We start from the raw sequence: 19108 nt of genomic DNA on the forward strand, positions 1-19108 counted from the left end.
TTTCAAACTAACCCAATAGCACTTTGCTTTTGGGTTAGTATCTTTTAACTAGAATTGGGGATATCTAAATGAAGCAAAAATTAACGATGTTTATTATGCTACTACTTGCTGTTTTATTAATAGTTACACCCGTTTCTGCACAAAGTATTTCAACAATAGATGCTTATAAAACGACGGGTGATTATATTGTAAAACAAGCACCAAGTCCTAAGTTCGGTGATGAATGGTTTATTATTGCACTTGCTCGCGGTGAATATAATGTTCCAAAAAATTATTATGAAACGTATTATGAAAACGTTCTAAAACATATTCAGTCCATGAAAGGTGAATTACACAATCGTAAATATACGGAGTATTCACGTCTAATAATTGCTCTTACTTCAATTGGAAAAGATCCAACTAATGTAGGAGGATATAATTTAGTTGAAAAATTGGGGGATTTCGATAAAGTCATTTGGCAAGGTCCGAATGGTGCCTATTTTGCATTAATTGCGTTAGACACTTGGAACTTTGAACTTCCAAAAAGTGCTACGACTACAAGAGAAAAATTAGTAGATCATATTTTATCAAAGCAATTAGCTGATGGTGGATGGGACTTATCCGGAATGAAAGCAGATCCTGATATGACTGCAATGGCCGTGCAGGCACTGTCTACCTATAAAGATCGACCAAATGTAGAAAAATCAATAAATCGAGCGTTAGATACTTTACAAAAAATACAGGACGTTAATGGTGGTTATAAAAGCTGGGGAACATCCAACTCGGAAAGTGTAGCTCAAGTTATTACTGCATTATCCAGTATAGATATAGATTCAAAAGAGGATGCACGATTCTCTAAAGCATTCAATAGCTTTTTTACTTTCTACAATGCTAAAGATGGTGGGTTCAAGCATGTATTGACTGAAACAGCTTCTAACGGTATGGCAACAGAGCAGGCTTCCTATACACTGGCAGCCTATAATCGACTTTTGGCAGGAAAAACAAAATTATATGACATGTCGGATACAAAGAAAAATAAGCCTTCAACACCTGTTGAGCAAGAGAAACCAATTATAGCTCCTACTAAATTAAGCTTTAAAGATATTCAATCACATTGGGCAAAGGGTGATATTGAAGCTGCGGTAGCTAAAGGCTTATTAAAAGGATATGAGGATAATACGTTTAAGCCAAATAATCATTTAACACGTGTCCAAGCTGTATCCATTTTAGTTCGTTCATTAAACTTGACGAGTACACAACAAGCGCCATTTACAGATATAGACCGTTATAGTGAAATTACGAAAAAAGAAATCGCAGCAGCGTATGAGGCAAAACTATTAACCGTCAATTCAGGTGAATTTTTACCATCGGCACCTATAACACGTGAGGAATTATCGATTATGCTTTATCGTGCCTATACGTCTATAAATGGTCAAGCTTATATACCGAGCAAGGTAGTACCATTAAACGATATTAACAAGCTTTCGAATGAGTCAAAAAATGCGATTGCTTTATTATATGATTTTAATATTGCACAAGGTTCTAATGGAGCGTTTCAACCATTCAATTCATTAACAAGAGCGCATGCCGCAAAAATGTTTATTAACTTTTTAAAGGTAGTGGATAAATAATGAAAAGAACAATTCGCTTACTAACAGTTGTTATCTTCGTTTTTTTATTAGCGGCGTGTAATATTCAATCAGTCGAACAATATGAACAAATGAAAGAACAAGAGCGAAGTTTAGATTCAAAGTCTAAAATAGGCCAAGAACAAACAGTAAATCAGGAAATAAAAGATTCAGAAAAAAATCATGAAAATATAAAAGAAGATAAATCAGAATCAGATAATGAAGAAGCTAGCCCTCCAAAAAAAGAGGAAACTTCAGAAATAAATAATAAGAAACAACCAATAGAAAACCAGGAAAAGAAAGTGGAAGCTAAAGAAGAAGCAAAGGACTCGATAAAGTCAGAGCGGCAGCCTCACAAAGAATTACCGCCAAAAGAGGAGACTTCCAATAAAAAAACTGCTACTGATAATCAGAAAGTAGAAAAGCCGAAGCAGGTTCCTGTCGAAAAAAGTGAACTTCTAGCTGAAAAAAAGAAAACTGTTACAATTGCAATTCGCGTAGACACTTTGCTTAAAAATTGGGATAAGTTAGATCCAGCACTACAAAGTGATAAATATGTACCTAAAAACGGAGTCATATTAAAGCCGACAACGTACGAGCTATTATCTGAAAAAGATACCGTTTGGGACGTTCTACAACGTGCAACGAAAGAACATAAAATTCAACTTGAATATCAAGGGGCAAACGAAAATATTTATAACAGTGTTTATATAGAGGGAATTAATCATCTATATGAATTTAGCGCGGGTGAATTAAGTGGATGGATGTATAAAGTGAACGGTGTGTATCCTAATTATGGCTGTAGTCAATATGTTTTGAAAGATGGCGATGTAATAGAATGGCATTACACAGTTGATTTAGGACGCGATTTAGGACATGTCTGGAAAAGCAGCGAATGAAATCATTTGAAACTTTTCATCCACTGGTTATTTTCGCTTTTTTTGCTGCAGCTATTGGACTATCAATGTTTTTTATGCACCCGGCTTATTTAGTGATTACTATTTTCCTAGCAGTAAGCCTGAATATCGCCTTACGTAGAGGGCAGTTTTTTAAGGATTGGAAGCTATATGTTCCTTTATTTTTCCTTATGGCTATTATAAATCCATTAATTAGCCATAATGGGAAACTAGTATTGTTTTATATAAATTACAATGCCATTACAGTAGAGGCAATTGTTTACGGATTAAGCATTGCCACAATGATTGTTTCAATTATCCTATGGTTTAGCTGCTATAACGAAACGATAACTACAGATAAGTTTATTTACTTATTCGGTAAAATATCGCCGGTATTCTCTTTAACGTTATCGATTAGCTTAAGGTTAGTGCCACGTTTTCAACAGCAATTACACAAAATATCAAATGCTCAAAAGGTAATTGGCATGGATTATCGAAGTGGATCCTTATTACACCGTATTAAATGTACTATTCGAATTATATCCATTCTAATTACTTGGGCATTGGACAATGCAATAGATACGGCAGATTCCATGAAGGCGAGAGGTTATGGTATAGGGAAGCGGACATCCTTCTCTTTATTTATTTTTGAACGTCGCGACGGAATAGTTTTGCTTTTCATTATGTTCCTTTTAATGGTGAATATTTGGGCAAGTATAATAGGTACAACAACTTTTTATTTTTATCCGACTTTTTCAATCATTCAATGGGATTTAAAAAATATCCTATTTTATTGCAGTTATTTTCTCCTGCTTGCTATCCCAATAATAATCGAGATAAAGGGGGGAATCGAATGGAAATTGTTAAAGTCGAAAATGTAAGCTTTACATATCCAAATGAGTCAAAACCCATTTTGAAAAACATTAATTTAACTGTTGAACAAGGTGAATTCATTATTCTAATTGGTCAATCTGGTTGTGGAAAAAGTACATTACTACGACATTTTAAAAGTGAACTTTCTCCTCATGGTAAGAAAGCAGGTACATTTTTTTATGATGGTAAAAGGTTGGATGAAGTTATGCCTGAAAAGGCCGCATCGGAAATTGGCTATGTCTTTCAAAACCCGGACAATCAAATTGTAACGGATAAGGTTTGGCATGAATTAGCATTCGGTTTAGAAAGCTTGGGAGTAGATAAACATACGATGCGTAGGAGAGTAGCGGAAATGGCTAATTTCTTTGGTATTCAGAAGTGGTTTCACCAAAAAACTTCAGAGTTATCTGGAGGACAGAAACAGCTTTTAAACTTAGCCTCAATTATGGTGATGCAACCAAAACTACTATTGTTAGACGAACCAACATCTCAGCTTGATCCGATTGCTGCTATGGAGTTTATTCAAACGTTAAACCGTTTAAATAAAGAATTAGGCATAACTATAATATTGGTTGAGCATCGTCTTGAGGAGGTCCTTCCTATTGCTGACCGTGTTTTAATAATGGAAAAGGGGGACTTATTATTTGATGGCGACCCCCGGGAAATTATCAATACATTACCCCCAAAACATGAATTGATTACAGCATTGCCAACAGCTACAAAAATGTACCACCTATTAGATGGTGAAGGACCAGTACCTCTGACGATTCGAGAAGGACGAAAATGGCTAGCAAAGAAAAAGGTCGATTTACATACTGGGAAACAGCTTCCTGTGGCCAGTGGCATTTCTAATACAATAGTTTTGGAAGCAAAAGATGTAGCTTTCCGTTATGAAAAAAATGCTACTGATATTATCCAGCACTTAAATTTACAAGTGAAAAAAGGAGAATTTCTAACTATTATCGGAGGTAATGGAACAGGGAAATCAACGGTCTTGTCATTATTGGCTGGCTTACAAAAACCATATCGAGGGAAGATTCTCCTGCACGATAAATTATTGAAAACTTATCGTAATAAAGAGCTTTATCAAAAATTTATAACATTGTTACCACAGGAACCTAAAACATTGTTTGTTCAAAAAACGGTAAAGCAAGAGTTGGAAGATACAGCAAAATATCATAATATTTTGGATGATAAAGTTGAGGAAATGATAATGCAATTTCAGCTAATTCATTTACTGCAGCGGCACCCCTATGATTTAAGTGGTGGTGAGCAGCAGAAATTAGCCCTTGCAAAGCTATTATTAATAGAGCCGGAAATATTACTGCTAGATGAGCCGACAAAAGGGCTGGATGCTTATGCAAAAGAAGAATTGGCTACTATTTTGAAAAAACTACAAGTAAATGGACTGACAATTGTTATGGTGACACATGATATTGAATTTTCTGCTCAGCATAGTAGTCGCTGTGCTTTATTATTTGATGGAAATATCGTTTCAGAGGCTGATCCGCGTACTTTTTATAGTGGAAATAACTTTTATACTACTGCTGCACACCGTATTGCTAGAGGAATAATGAATGAAGTAATTGTTTGTGACGATTTGGTGATATTATGCAAAAAAGATTAAGTCTCATAATTTCTTTAGTTATCATTTTTATATTCATCCCTCTCACTTTATACGCCGGCATTGTACTGTTTAATGATAGAAAATATTATTTTATATCAATCATGATAATAATTTTAGCATCGATTCCATTTTTCCTTTCGTTTGAGAGAAGGAAGCCACAGCCTAGAGAGATATTGATAATAGCAGTTATGTCAGCCATTTCTGTCACAGGGCGTGCATTATTTGTTATTACACCGGGTTTTAAGCCTGTTGCAGCAATTGCAGCAATAACAGGTTTTTCACTTGGAGCTGAGGCAGGTTTTTTAACAGGTGCTATATCTGCTCTTGTATCCAATATGTTCTTTGGTCAAGGACCTTGGACTCCTTTTCAAATGTTTATGTGGGGAATGATTGGTTTTATTGGCGGACTATTAGGAAGGACAGGAATTATGCATAAAAAAATACCACTTATATTATTTGGGATTTTTGCGGGCATCCTATTTTCGTTTGGCATGGATATTTGGGGGACGATGTCTTTATATGGAGTGTTTAGCATGGAAGCTTATATAGTTGCTCTGACGTCAGCAGTTCCATTTACGATTGTTTATGCAGTGTCCAACGTAATTTTTTTATTAATACTTGCAAGGCCAATTCGTGAAAAGTTGGAGCGGATTAATAATAAATACGGGACATTTCAGTAAAAGGTATAGGGCAAGTGAAATTCGGTATAAGGAAAAAAGTTCAATTTCTTCTCTGTTAGACTGTAGACGAACTCGTATAAATTCGAGTTTGCTTACAGTCTTTTTTAATTAAATATAGGTTGAAAAATACCTAAGTGAAAAGTATATAATAATACAGTATAAATATAGTCAAGTTAAAATAACGACAAATTTATGAAGTTTTAATCGATTCACAAAAATTTTATACTAAAGAAGAATGTTGGTATTTGAGAAACAATCACTTTTATGGCATGCTATATAATGGCATTGAGAAATATTCTCTATTAGTTAATTACATATTATGAAGAAAAGGAGGAGAATTCGTATGAAAAAAAACTTCTTCATGATTTTTGCGGCGCTTTTTTTGGTAGCGTTTACTTTGCCAAACACTTCATTTGCTGCAATTGCCGATGGGACTTACGAAGTGAACTATCAAGTAAATAAACCTGGCAGCAATTCGGCTTCCATGGCTAATGATTATTTTTTAAAGCCTGCCAAGTTAATTGTAAATAACGGTAAGATGACAATGCAGCTTACGATAAAAAACAGTAGCTGGGTTACAGAGTTTAAACCTCCGGGCGGGGCAAAAGTAATTAGTACAAATGAGTCTGCAGGTCAACGTACTGTTCAGTTTCCAGTGTCGAATGCAAATTTAGTAACAATCGCCATGAAAATAGATATTGATGATATTGATTACCACCATGCCTATAGTGTGGATTTTGTATTCAACAGTTCAGGTTTACCAGAAGCAAAAGTGGACGAGCCTAAAGCGCAGGTAAAGCCAGTAAAAGAGGAAACAAATCAAGCAACATCTGCTAAGGAGTCAACAACACAATCGTCAGGAAGTAATACTTCTTCAAATAAAACAGCACCATCAACTGAACCACAAAAAACAGAATCATCAACAGAGCAAGCAACTACAGAAGCAAATACAGATGATTCTACAAAGACAGATGAAGAAAATGCATCTGAAATGGCGCAAGCTGAAAATTCAGAGGTAGTAGAAAATCCGGAGACGAGCGATGAATTACCGCTTGTGGCGATGATGTTATTCATCGTAGCGGCGATTGTATTTATTCGCACAAAACAAACAAAAACAAGATAGAAAATTGGAGGAAATGAAAATGGTTAAAAAATCAAAAGCAACAAAAGCGGTCTTGGCATCGCTATTAGCAACATCTGCAATTGTACCAGCAATGGCAGTATCTGCTGAAGTAGGTGGGGAAACGACTCGTACGGGTGAAGCAACAACTACTGCAGCGGCAAAGACGATTGATTTTAAAGTAGATGCCCCTGAATCTTTACAGCGCTTTATTCCTACTACAGGTAAATTAGTTGAGCGAAATGGTCAGCAATTTATTAATCTGGAATTATCTGACGCAGTATTAGGTATGGTAAATAGCGTAACAGTAGCGGGTCAACCAGCAATGGCTGAATTTAACGGAAAAAAACATATTAATATTCCAGTAACAGCTGATTATGCGCCAGTGGAAGTAACTTTAAATATGACAATTACTTTCGTTGGTAAAGATCCGGTAGATTATAAAGTTACATTAACTCCAGATGCAAAATCAATAAAAGAAGCAACAGAAACAACTAAACCCGTTGAAGAAGCAAAAGAAGAAAAAATCTTCAAAGTAGGTAAAACATTCGATTCAGTAGCAGACGGTACTTATGATATTAAGTGGGATGCTTATAAAGATAAAGTAGGAAACTACAAAGCAATTACAAGCCATTTTTCACCTGATGCAAAATTAATCGTAAAAGATGGCAAATATTCAGTACAGCTAACTATTACTGAAGATTCAAAAGCAATGGTACCGGATGTAACAATTGCGGGTAAAAATGTTGTTGCAAAAGATGGCATCGTTACTTTAGAAATTCCATCAATCAGTGATTTACATGAAGCTTCAGTACACGTTGTTGTACCTGCAATGAATATGGATAAACCTTATCCATTTGGCTTCGCTATTGAAACGGCTAACTTAGAATTACCAAAAGCAGAAGCTGCACCAGCACCAGCTCCGGTTGAAGCAACAAAAATGCCTGTTACTGTATTTAAAGATGGAACAAAAGAACAATCAATTATGCAAGGCACATATTTAGCTAATGAAGTAATGGTTACTTCTACTGAGGGGGGATACGATGTTGATGTAACATTCCCACAAGGGCAATGGTTAAATGACTTCAAAGTTGAAGGTGCGACAGTAGCATTGAAATCAGAAGAAACTGTAGGGAAAAATACAGTTCAAATTTACACGATCTCATTAAAGGATATTAATGAGATTTATAATGCAACTGTTGATTTAACAGTTGATGCTGCTGGAGTAAAATATGATTCAGTTCATAAAGTACAATTACAATTCGGTGAAAAGAAACCAGTTCCTGTAGCAGCTCCATTTAAAGATATTGCTAACAACGGAAACAAAGATGCAATCGTTAACCTATTCAACAAAGGTATCTTCATCGCTGCAGACAACTTTAATCCAGGCAATAACGTTACACGTGCTCAGTTCGCTTTAATGTTAAACCGTGCATTAAAATTAGATGTACCAGCAAAAGCGGCGTTCACAGATATCGTGAAATATGGTGACGAAGCGAAAAAAGCGATTAACGCTTTAAATGGTTATGGCATCATCAATGGTAAAACAGCTACTACATTCGCACCTGCACAAGATGTGACTCGTAAACAAGCTGCATTAATGATCTACCGTTTATTAGAGAAGAATGGTTATACTGCAACTGGCGATACAGCTAAATTCTCTGATATGCCAAAAGAAGTGGAAGCTTCAAAAGCAATTTCTGAATTAAATAAATTAGGTATTATTTCTGGTTTTGAAGGTAAGTTTAATCCAGAAAACAAATTAACTCGTTCACAAATGGCTAAAATTTTAAACAATACTTTAACAGTTGTTGAAGGTTTAAAAAAATAATTAAATGAACTGCAGACGGTTTGAGTAATGGATTTTAAAAAAGCCATCAGCAAATAGTTATAGTAGGTAGGGTTGTGTTAAAAGTGTTACTTTTAGCGCAGCCCCAATCCTATTTTTACGAAAAATATTTATAAGATGACGCTTAAATTGAAGTAAAATTCCATCTATGTTGGAGATGAAATTTTACTTCAGTTTAAACACTAGGAGGAAAAATAAATGAAAAAGTGGCTTATCGGACTCGCACTAAGTGTTGCTGTACTTGCGGGTTGCGGAGATGGAGAGAAACAAACAGAAAACGCCGAAACAGTGGCAGAAAATACGGCTTCAGGCCAAGCGTCTGCTATAGAAGAAGAGCATCGCATTATTGCGGGAACAGTGGTAATCGCGCAAATTCTGGATCGATTAAATCTTAATGCTGTAGCGATTCCCGATACGGTTAAGGAATTGCCCTCGCGTTTTGATGGACTGCCTGACATTGGAAATGCGATGGACCCTGACGCAGAAATTATTAAGTCACTTAATCCTACTGAGGTATTGTCAGTTTCAACATTGGAATATGATTTAAAGGATAAATTTGAACAATTAAAAATTCCTGTAGATTTTGTGGATCTAACAAGTATTGAAGCAATGATGGATGAGATAACGGTACTTGGAGAGCGCTACAATCGTGTAGAAGAAGCGAAACTATTAAATGATGAGTTACAGACGGAAATTGATGCAGTAAAAGTAGCTGCAAGTGATAAAGAAAAACCACGTGTCTTGATTTTACTAGGTGTACCAGGCAGTTATTTAGTAGCAACAGAAAATTCGTACGCGGGCGACTTAGTTCGTTTAGCCGGCGGGGAAAATGTAATGGCCGGTCAGGATGCAGAATATTTGCCTTCTAACACTGAATATTTATATTCTTCAAATCCTGATATAATTTTACGTTTAGCTCACGGCATGCCAGATGAAGTAATAAAAATGTTTGATGAAGAATTTGTGAAAAATGATGTTTGGAAACATTTTAATGCAGTGAAAAATGGACAAGTATTTGATCTAGAAGAAGAGTTATTCGGTACGACAGCAGCATTGAATGTACCAGATGCACTTCATCAATTGGAGAAAATTTTCTATCAATAACAATGTGAAAAAGCAAAGCCTTGAGGGAGGTTTTGCTGTTTCCTTACATAAAGGGTGTTTGCTGTGACAAAAAAAATCATTAGCTTTATAGCTGTTGCTGTTTTATTAATCATAACTGTTATTTATGCCGCGACAACTGGCAGTATCCAAATGTCATTTATTGAATTTATAACAAATTTTTTTAATCCAGATAATGCAGATATGGCTGCCATTAAAGACTTGCGCTTTCCACGAATTATCGTTGCATTATTTGCTGGAGCAGCGTTATCAGTTGCGGGCGTATTGCTGCAGGCCATTATGAGAAATCCATTAGCCGATGCAGGATTTATTGGAATTTCCGCCGGGGCAGCATTTACTAAACTATTTATTGTTAGCTTCGTACCAACACTATTTTTCTTCACGCCTATCGCGGCATTTATCGGTGGTGCGCTAGCTTGTTTCTTCGTTTTTTTACTTTCATGGAAATCAGGATTGAATCCATTAAAATTAATATTGGTCGGCATTGCGATTAATGCAATGTTTTCTGGTCTTACAGAAGCAATGATTAGCTTTGGTGCTTCTGCATCAGGATCGATTACATCTAATTTATCATTTAAAACTTGGGATGACGTATCGTTAATCGTAACATACGGCTCAATCGGACTTATTTTGGCAATAATTTTATATGCTTCCTGTAATGTCCTCGTGCTATCTGATAAAACAGCTAAAAGTGTGGGCTTTAACGTAACGGCTGCAAGAATAGTTATCGCCGCTGTTGCCGTTCTATTGGCGGCGGCTTCGGTTGTCGTAGCAGGTGTCATTTCTTTTGTCGGAATATTAGTGCCACATATTGCGCGCCGACTTGTTGGTTATGATCATAAAGTGCTGATTCCTTTTACAGCACTATTAGGAGCATTTATTATATTATTAGCAGACACGTTAGGTCGTACGATGTTTAGCCCGATGGAAGTGCCGGCTTCGACAATTATGGCGATTATCGGTGGTCCGTTCCTCATATTTTTACTTAGAAAAGAGTGACAAAATGGAAATTAAACAAGTAGTCGTTTCGCATGATGGTAAGGCGCGGCATTTAAATGAAGTATCCACAGTCATTCCGAAAGGGAAAGTAACGACAATAATTGGTCCAAATGGTTGTGGGAAGTCGACATTATTAAGTGTAATGTCACGAAACAAGGTTCCGCTCGAAGGGAAAGCTACTCTTGAAAACCGAGATTTAGTCGAATATAAACCGAAAGAATTCGCAAAAAAGTTTGCGATTGTTTATCAGCAAAATGATATTCCGGCAGATTTAACTGTGGAGAAGCTTGTCATGTATGGTCGCATGCCACATAATTCCCTATTTAAAAAGAAGACTAATGAAGATGAAGAGGCAGTAACATGGGCATTGCAATGTACGAATTTACTTGGTAAACGGCATAATGATTTATCTGCCCTATCAGGTGGGGAGCGTCAACGAGTATGGATTGCGATGGCACTTGCTCAGCAATCTGAAATACTGTGCCTGGATGAGCCGACAACGTATTTGGATATTTATTATCAACTTGAACTGTTAGAGCTTGTAAAGCAATTAAATGAACAATATGGTTTAACGATTGTCATGGTTCTTCATGATATTAATCAGGCAATTCGGTACAGTGACCATGTTATTCTAATGAAAGCCGGAAAAATCATTGCAGAAGGCCTTCCACGCGATGTCATTACAAAGGAAGTCATTAAGGAAGTATACGGTGTCAATTCCGTGTTTCATGAAGATGAAAAACTGGGACTTTATATGATGCCGTTAAGCATATGATTATGCGACAATGGATTCGTGTATTGAGCGCAGTTGTAATGATTGTTTGTGCAGTTATCGTTGTTCGCCATTACTTAGGATATAGTGAAGTAAACGAAAAGCTAGAACAGGCACAGCAAACAATGGAACTAGGTGAGCTTAAGGAACTTCAGCAACAAAATAATAATATCATCGGGTGGCTTACATTGGAAAATACCCGATTAAATAATCCTGTATTACAAACGGATAATAATGAATTTTACTTAAAGCATAATTATTTAGATGAAAAAAGTCGTGGTGGAAGTATTTTTGCTGATTTCCGAAATGATGTAATGGAAGATCGGCATACGATTTTTTATGGGCATGTTTTACGTAATGGTACGATGTTTGGCGATTTAACGAAGTTTAACGAGCAAGCTTATGCAGTAGAGCATGCTGTTTTTTATTATGAGACAGATGCCAATCGCTATGCTCTGCATGTATTTGCTGCATATGAAACGACAACAGATTTTTATTATATCGAAACGCAATTTACGAATGATACATTTGACCAGTTCTTATTAGATATTCAACAAAAATCTTCAATAAAAATGCCAGTCGAAGTAGCAAATTCTGATAAAATCGCGACTTTTTCGACTTGTACGACATCCCCTGACGACAAAGAACGATTTGTTGTTCATACAAAGGTAGTCGAACTAGAAAAATAAGAGGTGAATCAATATGAAAAACAGTAAAAAAATAATGATCGCTTTGCTTGCAGTAGGATTATTGTCTGCATGTGGCACAAAAGAGGAAAATCCAGTAACAGAGCCTGTAGAACAGCAAGAAATTAAAATAGATGTAGCTGACGAGGCAGAGCAGTATAAATCACTAGTAATGGGGCAAATGGACAGCTTCACAGCAGATACCGAGCTTCTAGCCACATATGTGAAAGAAGGGAAGCTGGAAGAAGCACAAAAGCTATATCCTTTAGTAACAATGTACTATGAACGAATGCAGCCTCTTGCGTCAAATTTTCAGGAGCTTGACGTGAAAATTAATAGTGAAGTAGAAGAAGGAAAAGAAGCGGAGGCATCAGGCTTCCAAAGTTTGGCCCATGGATTATTTGTAGAGAAAAAAACTGCAGGCTATGAGGGAGTTACCGATGAGCTTGTTGAAAATGTGAAGGCATTACAGTCAGAGCTTCCTACGATGGATGTTTCCGAAAATAATGTGTTAGCTTCAGCTATAACGATGTTCAACACGATGGCAACGAACCGTTTGTCTGCACAAAGCATTTCTAATAATGAAGTATACGCTGTCAAAGCACAGACAGAAGCTGCGGAAGATTTATTGGAGATATTTATTCCCCGCGTCTCGACAGAAAGTGCGGAAACTACATCAGAAGCTTTGAAAGAATTAAATGAAATTGTCGCTTATTATGAAATAGGAAAAGAAGACTATGTGAACTATAGCTTCTTTACAGCAAAACAAAAAGAAGAGCTGAAAACGGGTGTTCAACGTGTAGGCTCTGCATTACAGGAAATGAATGATTCATTGAAATAAATGTTCGAATGTAACAGAGAACAATACAAAAAAGCAGTACAAATTTTTTAAGTTAGGTAAAAATTTGTACTGCTTTTTTTGTATGGAGTATAGATTATGTCCCAGCTCTTTTTAGTTTAAAGCTGCATGCTTTATATATTGTTTTGCCGCTTGAGGTATATCTTTATATGAGATTTCATTAATTGTTTGAAGTGTTTGAGCATCGAATGCCAATGTGAATACTTCCGTATTTTTATTTTGCACCGGTCTGAACCATTTCAATGTGACATCATTTAAAGCTTCTACATGCTGGAGCTCATTTAATAAATTGTAACTGTCTTTTAACAATGTAGTTTCATGTAAAAATTCAGTTGCCTGAAGTGAAATGGTAACATTATGTTTATCATCCATTGGTGTGATTTCAATATTAAGTATAATATTTTCAATAAATTGTTGGAGCACAATTTCAGATATGGCAAGCATCGTTTGGAGCTTCAACTGTTCCGGAGAAACAGCAGCTTGGGCCTCTTCAATCGATTCTAGATGTTCCAAATTGTTTTTTTTCATAATATATTGTACTGAAATGACACAGACGAAAATAAGTAAAAATATTAGCATGAATTTCAGCATTTTATTTAAAATAAGGATGACCTCCTATGGACTTTGACCAAATTTCTATTATATATAGTCATTATGCCATAGAAAAATGCAAAAAAGGACTGACAAATGTGACAGTCCTTTTACGGTTAAGTATTTTGTTCTTCATGAGGAATTGTAGCAACAAATTCGTCGAAGTATAAAAATGATTCATCCTCTAGCTGCTTAATCTTTTGTTCATTTAATCCAACAGATAATGGTCCAGAAAAAATTTCGCCCCACCAAGTTTCAGTCATAATCATTTATATAGCCTCCTTGTACGATTGTTTTACAGTAGTATTATGTCTGTTTAATTAATTACTTATGAATTTCCCACTTAGACTTTCCAGTAAACATTTTTCTGAAAATTGATATTACCTCCTTACATAACTTCCTTGCTAACATTTGAAGGAATTAATTTTAACTTTGTAGTAGTTATTACTATAGTTAATATGTGTGAACAGCTATAATTTATGCATACATTTCTTTTTGAAAGGATGATAAAAAATGAATTTTACTGCACAAGATGTTGAACAAATGATTGAAGATCAACGCTCGTTTTATTTTACCGGCGCCACAAAAAACATAGAATATCGTAAAGAACACCTCATATTATTAAAGGAAACAATAAAAAAATATGAGGAACAAGTAATAGAAGCATTAGCACTGGATTTAAGAAAAAGTGAATTTGAGGCGTATTCAACTGAAATCGGAATTGTCTATGATAGTATTTCCTATTTCTTGAAAAATATAGATGGCTGGATGGAACCAGAGCCTGTGAAAACACCCATACATTTCCAACCTGCCAAAAGTTACATTGTCCGTGAACCATATGGGGTTACATTAATTATTGGACCTTTCAATTATCCTTTTCAATTAATTATGGAGCCATTAATCGGGGCGATTATCGGAGGCAATACAGCGATTGTCAAACCATCTGAAACTGCCGTTCATACTGCAATTATGGTAAAGAAAATTTTAGAGGAAGTTTTCCCACCACATTATGTTCGTGTTGTGGAAGGTGAAAGAGAGGAAGTTACGGCCCTGATTCATGCGCCATTTGACTATATTTTCTTTACGGGTAGTGTAGCTGTTGGGAAAGTTGTAGCAAAGGCTGCTGCAGAGCGTCTAACACCTATTGCATTGGAACTTGGAGGCAAGAGCCCTGCCATTGTAGATCAAACCGCTAATTTAGACGTGGCGGCAAAGCGTATTGTCTGGGGGAAATTTAATAATACAGGGCAAACATGTGTAGCACCTGATTATTTGCTTGTTCACTCTTCAGTAGCTAAAAAGTTTACACGTTTACTTAAGAAAACGATTCGTGAATTCTTTGGAGATGATGCACAGCAAAGTCCGGACTATGGGCGAATAATCAATGAGCGCCAATTTGACCGTCTACAAACTATATTGGATAACGAACGTGATACGGTAACATTTGGTGGTCGAACGGATCGAGAAGATCTATATATGGAGCCTACAGTGTTGGAAAATATTACGTGGGATCGTCCATCAATGGAAGATGAGCTATTTGGACCAATATTACCGATTTTGACTTACGAGCAATTACCAAAAGCGATTCATGAAATACGCCAATTGCCTAAGCCATTAAGTGCCTATCTGTTTTCCGAAAATGAAAAGGCAATCGCTTATTTCCTACAGGAGCTGCCATTTGGCGGAGGCTGTATAAATGATGTTATTACACATGTAGGAAATACTCATTTACCGTTTGGAGGGGTTGGTCCTTCAGGCGTAAAATCCTATCATGGAAAGGCAAGCTTCGAGAACTTTACACACCCTAAATCGATTATGCAGCGCTCTAATAAGCTGGCAAATAGTTTACTATATCCGCCGTACAAACAAAAAGTCAAACTTGTACGTACGATTATGAAGTAACAGTAGTAATGCATTTAAAGAGGCTTTCTTGAACAACGATTCAAGAAAGCCTCAATTCTAATTTTCCATTAATACTGGAAATGATAATAATATTTCTGTCCCTACGTTCAGTTGACTATTGATTTTAATTGTTCCATTGTGATCTTGAATGATTTTGTTTATGATAACCATTCCGAGACCGGTACCTGCAGTTTTCGTTGTATAAAAAGGCTCAAAAATCCGATCCAATACTTGGGGGGAAATACCGCATCCCGTATCGACTATACTAATGTATATGTCTTTCTCATCTTTGCATACTTCTACCGTAATTATTCCACCATCTGATATTGCTTCAATAGCATTTTTAAATAAATTTATAAATACTTGTTTAATTTGATTTTTATTACCTAAAATAGTCATGTGGGAATATTCATTCGAAATATTTACGGTAATGGATTTTTGTTGAAGCTCATATTGGAAAAAATTCGCTACTTCTGTTAAGGCTTCCACTAAGTTAATCGGTATAAACTGATTTGGTTGTGGTTTTGATAATACAAGGAACTCAGATAAAATCAATTCTATTCGCTCTGTTTCGCTTTGGATAAGCTTTGTATACTCATAGTATGGCGAATTGGGGTTTTCATTCATCATTTGAACATAACCGGAAATGACAGTCATGGGGTTACGTATCTCATGTGCAACCCCGGCAGCAAGTTCACCGACAAGCTTTAATTTTTCGGATTGCAAAATTAGATTTTCATTTTCCTTAATATATGAAATGTCCCGTGAAATTACAGATGACGCTATTATTTCGCCATGTGGACTTAAAATCGGAGACAAAGAGATTTGGGCATCAAACACCGTACCATCTTTTTTCATATCAATTGATTCAAATAAATGGAAGCTTTGTCTCTGTTTCAGCATGTTTATCCGCTTTTTGGCCTCTTCTTTATGTTCTGGAGGAACAAGGGGCAATTTCCTTCCGATTGCTTCATCCTTTGTCCAGCCATATAATTTTTCAAATGCAGGATTCACCGCAATCACACGATCTTCCAAATCAAATACCGCAATTGCATCATTAGCCTGCTCGAAAAACAAATGTAAATACGCATGTTTGGAATTCAAATAATATTCACGGTCAATTGCACTTTTCTCTAACTTTAACCAAATATTTTTAATAAAGTAACTTTGACCAATACTCATGATACAAACTGCAATTAAAAAACCGAGAAGTAAAAGATAACCATCCGATTTAAAACTTAGATATGGAATCATCGATAACTTATCCAAAATAAAAATCTCAATGAACACTAGAGCAATGTTGATGAAAGTAATAATAAATGAACGGTAAATTGTTAATATCGCTATAAGCCAGATAAAAGTATAAAACGAAAGTATAGTTACATTTTGATAGTTAAAAAGGAAAACGATCATATGCCAGGTACAAATCAAAATAATTTGAAGTACTTTTGGCGGCGTTTTCACATAATACAAGGCAAAAAGTATAAGACAACTTCCAATACTAATACCTAAAAAATAATAAGGTTGATTGAACAGCTGTGAAACAATGACTGTGGTAAAAATAAGCGTCGAGAAAAAATAAGTAATAACCATAAGCAAGTTGCGCTTATTCAGAATTTCATTTTGCTGCATAAAACACCTCGGATAAGTAATAATAACTGTAATCATACAGTAATTTCTAATGTCGATAAATGGCGAATTTTGATATGATAGATATAACGTATAAATAAAATAGGTGAACAAAGAGAAGTCTTTATATTAATACGGTATTTTAGTTCATAATTTCTGGACGTTGAGTCAATAACTAGAAAATTGAACTTATGTATTATATGTCCAAAGTCCTTATTTTGCAAACATGTTTATTTTGTACGGAATCATTACAGTTAATGAAAAGCATGGAAATTTCAATCTATGAGCAGTATGATGGTTAATACATATAAATAACAATACTTAACTGAAAAAATTAGATTCGCAAGTATATTGCAAGTGTGGGGGAAAAAATTATGTATGCAGAAGAGCTTTTAAGTACACTCATGCAAAAGAAAATAGTAGGGCAATTGCCGAAGATGATTACGGATATTGCGATTGACTCTCGCAGTGTACAGCCGAACAGTGTGTTTATTTGCATTAAAGGTTTTACGGTAGATGGTCATGATTATGCGCAAAAAGCTGTCGATGCGGGTGCAACAATTATCGTAACAGAGCGTCTATTGGAGTTAGAGGGCGTCATTGCACAAGTAATCGTTAAGAATACGACACGTACATTAGGTATTCTAGCAGCAAAGTTTTTTGACTACCCATCGAAAGACATTATGATGATTGGGGTAACAGGTACAAACGGGAAAACAAGTGTATCTGGCATTATCCACAACATTCTAATTGGATTAGGTGAAAAGTCAGCATTGTCTGGTACGATAGGATTCAATTTAAATGGCGTACTATATGAATCGGCCAACACAACTAGTGACTCTTTAAATACTCAGCAAATGATTTTCCGAGCTAAAAGTGAAGGCTGCCGTGCGATGGTAATGGAAGTTTCGTCACATGGTTTAGCACTTGGTCGTTTAGCAGGCGTCGATTATGATGTCGCGGTATTTACAAATTTGACACATGATCATTTAGATTTCCATGGAACGATGGAAAACTACGGTAACACGAAAGGCTTGTTGTTCTCTCAGCTTGGTCAGGACCTGGAAAAGAACAAGCATGTCGTATTAAATGCAGATGATCCATGGTCAGAGCGCTACGCCCAAATAACGCCGTTTCCGATTTGGACATATGGCCTAAAAAATAATGCTATATTCCGCGCAGTAAATTGCCACTATGAAAATGGGATGACACAATTTGATATGGAAACACCTGAAGGTACATTCCCAGTGACTATGCATTTGTTGGGGGAATTCAATATTTACAATGTACTTGCAGCAACAGCGGTGTTTTATGCACGTGGCTTCCCGATTGAAGTCATTATTGAGCAGATTGAGATGCTTCCACCGGTCAAAGGTCGTATGGAAAAAGTGGAATCGGATCTACCGATTCAAATTTTTATTGATTACGCACATACACCGGATGCAATTGAAAAAGCGATCAATGCGGCCCTTCCATATAAAAAACCGGAAAATAAATTGATTTTCCTTGTTGGAACGGGTGGTGGCCGTGACAAAACGAAGCGTCCAACGATGGCAGAAAAGGCATCAGTTGCAGATTATGTTGTACTTACAACCGACGATCCACGCTATGAGGAGTACGACAGTATTACAGGCGATTTAGCTAAAGGGATGCTGCATAATAACTATGCATGTATCGGTGATCGTGCAGAAGCCGTTAGACATGCTGTGAGCGTAGCAAATCCTGGTGATATTATTATTTTTGCCGGTAAAGGACATGAAGATTACCAAATTATCGAAAATACGAAATACCCGCATAGTGATGCAAAAATTGCGATTGAAGCTGGGAAGTTAAAATTTGTATAGATGAACCTATATCTTTTTCAAATCCGCCGTGTTAACGTAATTGCGTTAACGG

The 19108-nt window shown here is 36.1% G+C and carries 17 protein-coding genes; 14 read left to right on the forward strand and 3 right to left on the reverse strand.

The genetic code is table 11. From position 1 onward, the window contains the following. The first annotated feature begins 68 nt into the window (after positions 1-68). The 12 genes from SNE38_RS02360 to SNE38_RS02415 all read left to right on the forward strand — a co-directional run bounded on the left by SNE38_RS02360 (position 69) and on the right by SNE38_RS02415 (position 13072). Positions 69-1610, forward strand: coding sequence for an S-layer homology domain-containing protein (locus SNE38_RS02360; RefSeq protein WP_191702192.1), 1542 nt, complete (start codon positions 69-71; stop codon positions 1608-1610). Continuing rightward, a complete protein-coding gene (locus SNE38_RS02365) occupies positions 1610-2506 on the forward strand; it encodes a DUF4430 domain-containing protein (RefSeq protein WP_191702193.1) in 897 nt (298 codons plus the stop codon). The genes SNE38_RS02360 and SNE38_RS02365 overlap by 1 nt, the downstream gene beginning before the upstream one ends. After that, positions 2503-3384, forward strand: coding sequence for an energy-coupling factor transporter transmembrane component T (locus tag SNE38_RS02370; RefSeq protein ID WP_336045807.1), 882 nt, complete (start codon positions 2503-2505; stop codon positions 3382-3384). The genes SNE38_RS02365 and SNE38_RS02370 overlap by 4 nt, the downstream gene beginning before the upstream one ends. Next, complete coding sequence (locus tag SNE38_RS02375; RefSeq protein WP_191702195.1) at positions 3357-5003, forward strand: ABC transporter ATP-binding protein; 1647 nt, start codon at positions 3357-3359, stop codon at positions 5001-5003. The genes SNE38_RS02370 and SNE38_RS02375 overlap by 28 nt, the downstream gene beginning before the upstream one ends. Continuing rightward, a complete protein-coding gene (locus tag SNE38_RS02380) occupies positions 4988-5683 on the forward strand; it encodes an ECF transporter S component (protein ID WP_191702196.1) in 696 nt (231 codons plus the stop codon). The genes SNE38_RS02375 and SNE38_RS02380 overlap by 16 nt, the downstream gene beginning before the upstream one ends. A gap of 343 nt (positions 5684-6026) precedes the next feature. Next, entirely contained in the window at positions 6027-6806 is a 780-nt protein-coding gene (gene isdC / locus SNE38_RS02385) for a heme uptake protein IsdC (RefSeq protein ID WP_191702197.1), read from the forward strand. 19 nt (positions 6807-6825) lie between these two features. Beyond that, positions 6826-8634: an S-layer homology domain-containing protein gene (locus tag SNE38_RS02390; protein ID WP_191702198.1), complete on the forward strand. Its 1809-nt coding sequence runs from the start codon at positions 6826-6828 to the stop codon at positions 8632-8634. Between the two features lie 216 nt (positions 8635-8850). Beyond that, positions 8851-9756, forward strand: a complete 906-nt coding sequence (gene isdE / locus SNE38_RS02395; protein ID WP_336045808.1) for a heme ABC transporter substrate-binding protein IsdE — start codon at positions 8851-8853, stop codon at positions 9754-9756. A gap of 63 nt (positions 9757-9819) precedes the next feature. Beyond that, on the forward strand, positions 9820-10773 hold the full coding sequence (locus SNE38_RS02400; RefSeq protein WP_191702200.1) for a FecCD family ABC transporter permease: 954 nt from the start codon (positions 9820-9822) through the stop codon (positions 10771-10773). 4 nt (positions 10774-10777) lie between these two features. Then, on the forward strand, positions 10778-11548 hold the full coding sequence (locus SNE38_RS02405; protein ID WP_191702201.1) for an ABC transporter ATP-binding protein: 771 nt from the start codon (positions 10778-10780) through the stop codon (positions 11546-11548). Between the two features lie 2 nt (positions 11549-11550). Further along, a complete protein-coding gene (srtB, locus tag SNE38_RS02410; protein ID WP_336045809.1) occupies positions 11551-12234 on the forward strand; it encodes a class B sortase in 684 nt (227 codons plus the stop codon). A gap of 13 nt (positions 12235-12247) precedes the next feature. Then, a complete protein-coding gene (locus tag SNE38_RS02415; protein WP_336045810.1) occupies positions 12248-13072 on the forward strand; it encodes an EfeM/EfeO family lipoprotein in 825 nt (274 codons plus the stop codon). Positions 13073-13183: 111 nt separating this feature from the next. On the opposite strand, the gene SNE38_RS02420 is transcribed toward SNE38_RS02415, so the two are convergent. Both SNE38_RS02420 and SNE38_RS02425 read right to left on the reverse strand, forming a co-directional pair. Further along, on the reverse strand, positions 13184-13669 hold the full coding sequence (locus SNE38_RS02420; RefSeq protein ID WP_336045811.1) for a hypothetical protein: 486 nt from the start codon (positions 13667-13669) through the stop codon (positions 13184-13186). Positions 13670-13797: 128 nt separating this feature from the next. Further along, entirely contained in the window at positions 13798-13950 is a 153-nt protein-coding gene (locus tag SNE38_RS02425) for a hypothetical protein (RefSeq protein ID WP_191702205.1), read from the reverse strand. 244 nt (positions 13951-14194) lie between these two features. Here SNE38_RS02425 and SNE38_RS02430 point away from each other — a divergent pair, with 244 nt between their 5' ends. Then, entirely contained in the window at positions 14195-15583 is a 1389-nt protein-coding gene (locus SNE38_RS02430; protein WP_191702206.1) for an aldehyde dehydrogenase, read from the forward strand. Between the two features lie 57 nt (positions 15584-15640). Here SNE38_RS02430 and SNE38_RS02435 read toward each other — a convergent pair whose 3' ends face one another. Then, positions 15641-17215, reverse strand: coding sequence for a two-component system sensor histidine kinase NtrB (locus SNE38_RS02435; protein WP_191702207.1), 1575 nt, complete (start codon positions 17213-17215; stop codon positions 15641-15643). Positions 17216-17586: 371 nt separating this feature from the next. Between SNE38_RS02435 and SNE38_RS02440 the strand changes: the two genes are divergently transcribed. After that, the gene (locus SNE38_RS02440) at positions 17587-19056 is read left to right on the forward strand and encodes a UDP-N-acetylmuramoyl-L-alanyl-D-glutamate--2,6-diaminopimelate ligase (RefSeq protein WP_191702208.1); all 1470 of its coding nucleotides are present in this window, start codon (positions 17587-17589) and stop codon (positions 19054-19056) included. Positions 19057-19108: the final 52 nt, after the last annotated feature.

The organism is Solibacillus ferritrahens, assembly GCF_037027585.1.
Lineage (GTDB): Bacteria > Bacillota > Bacilli > Bacillales_A > Planococcaceae > Solibacillus > Solibacillus ferritrahens.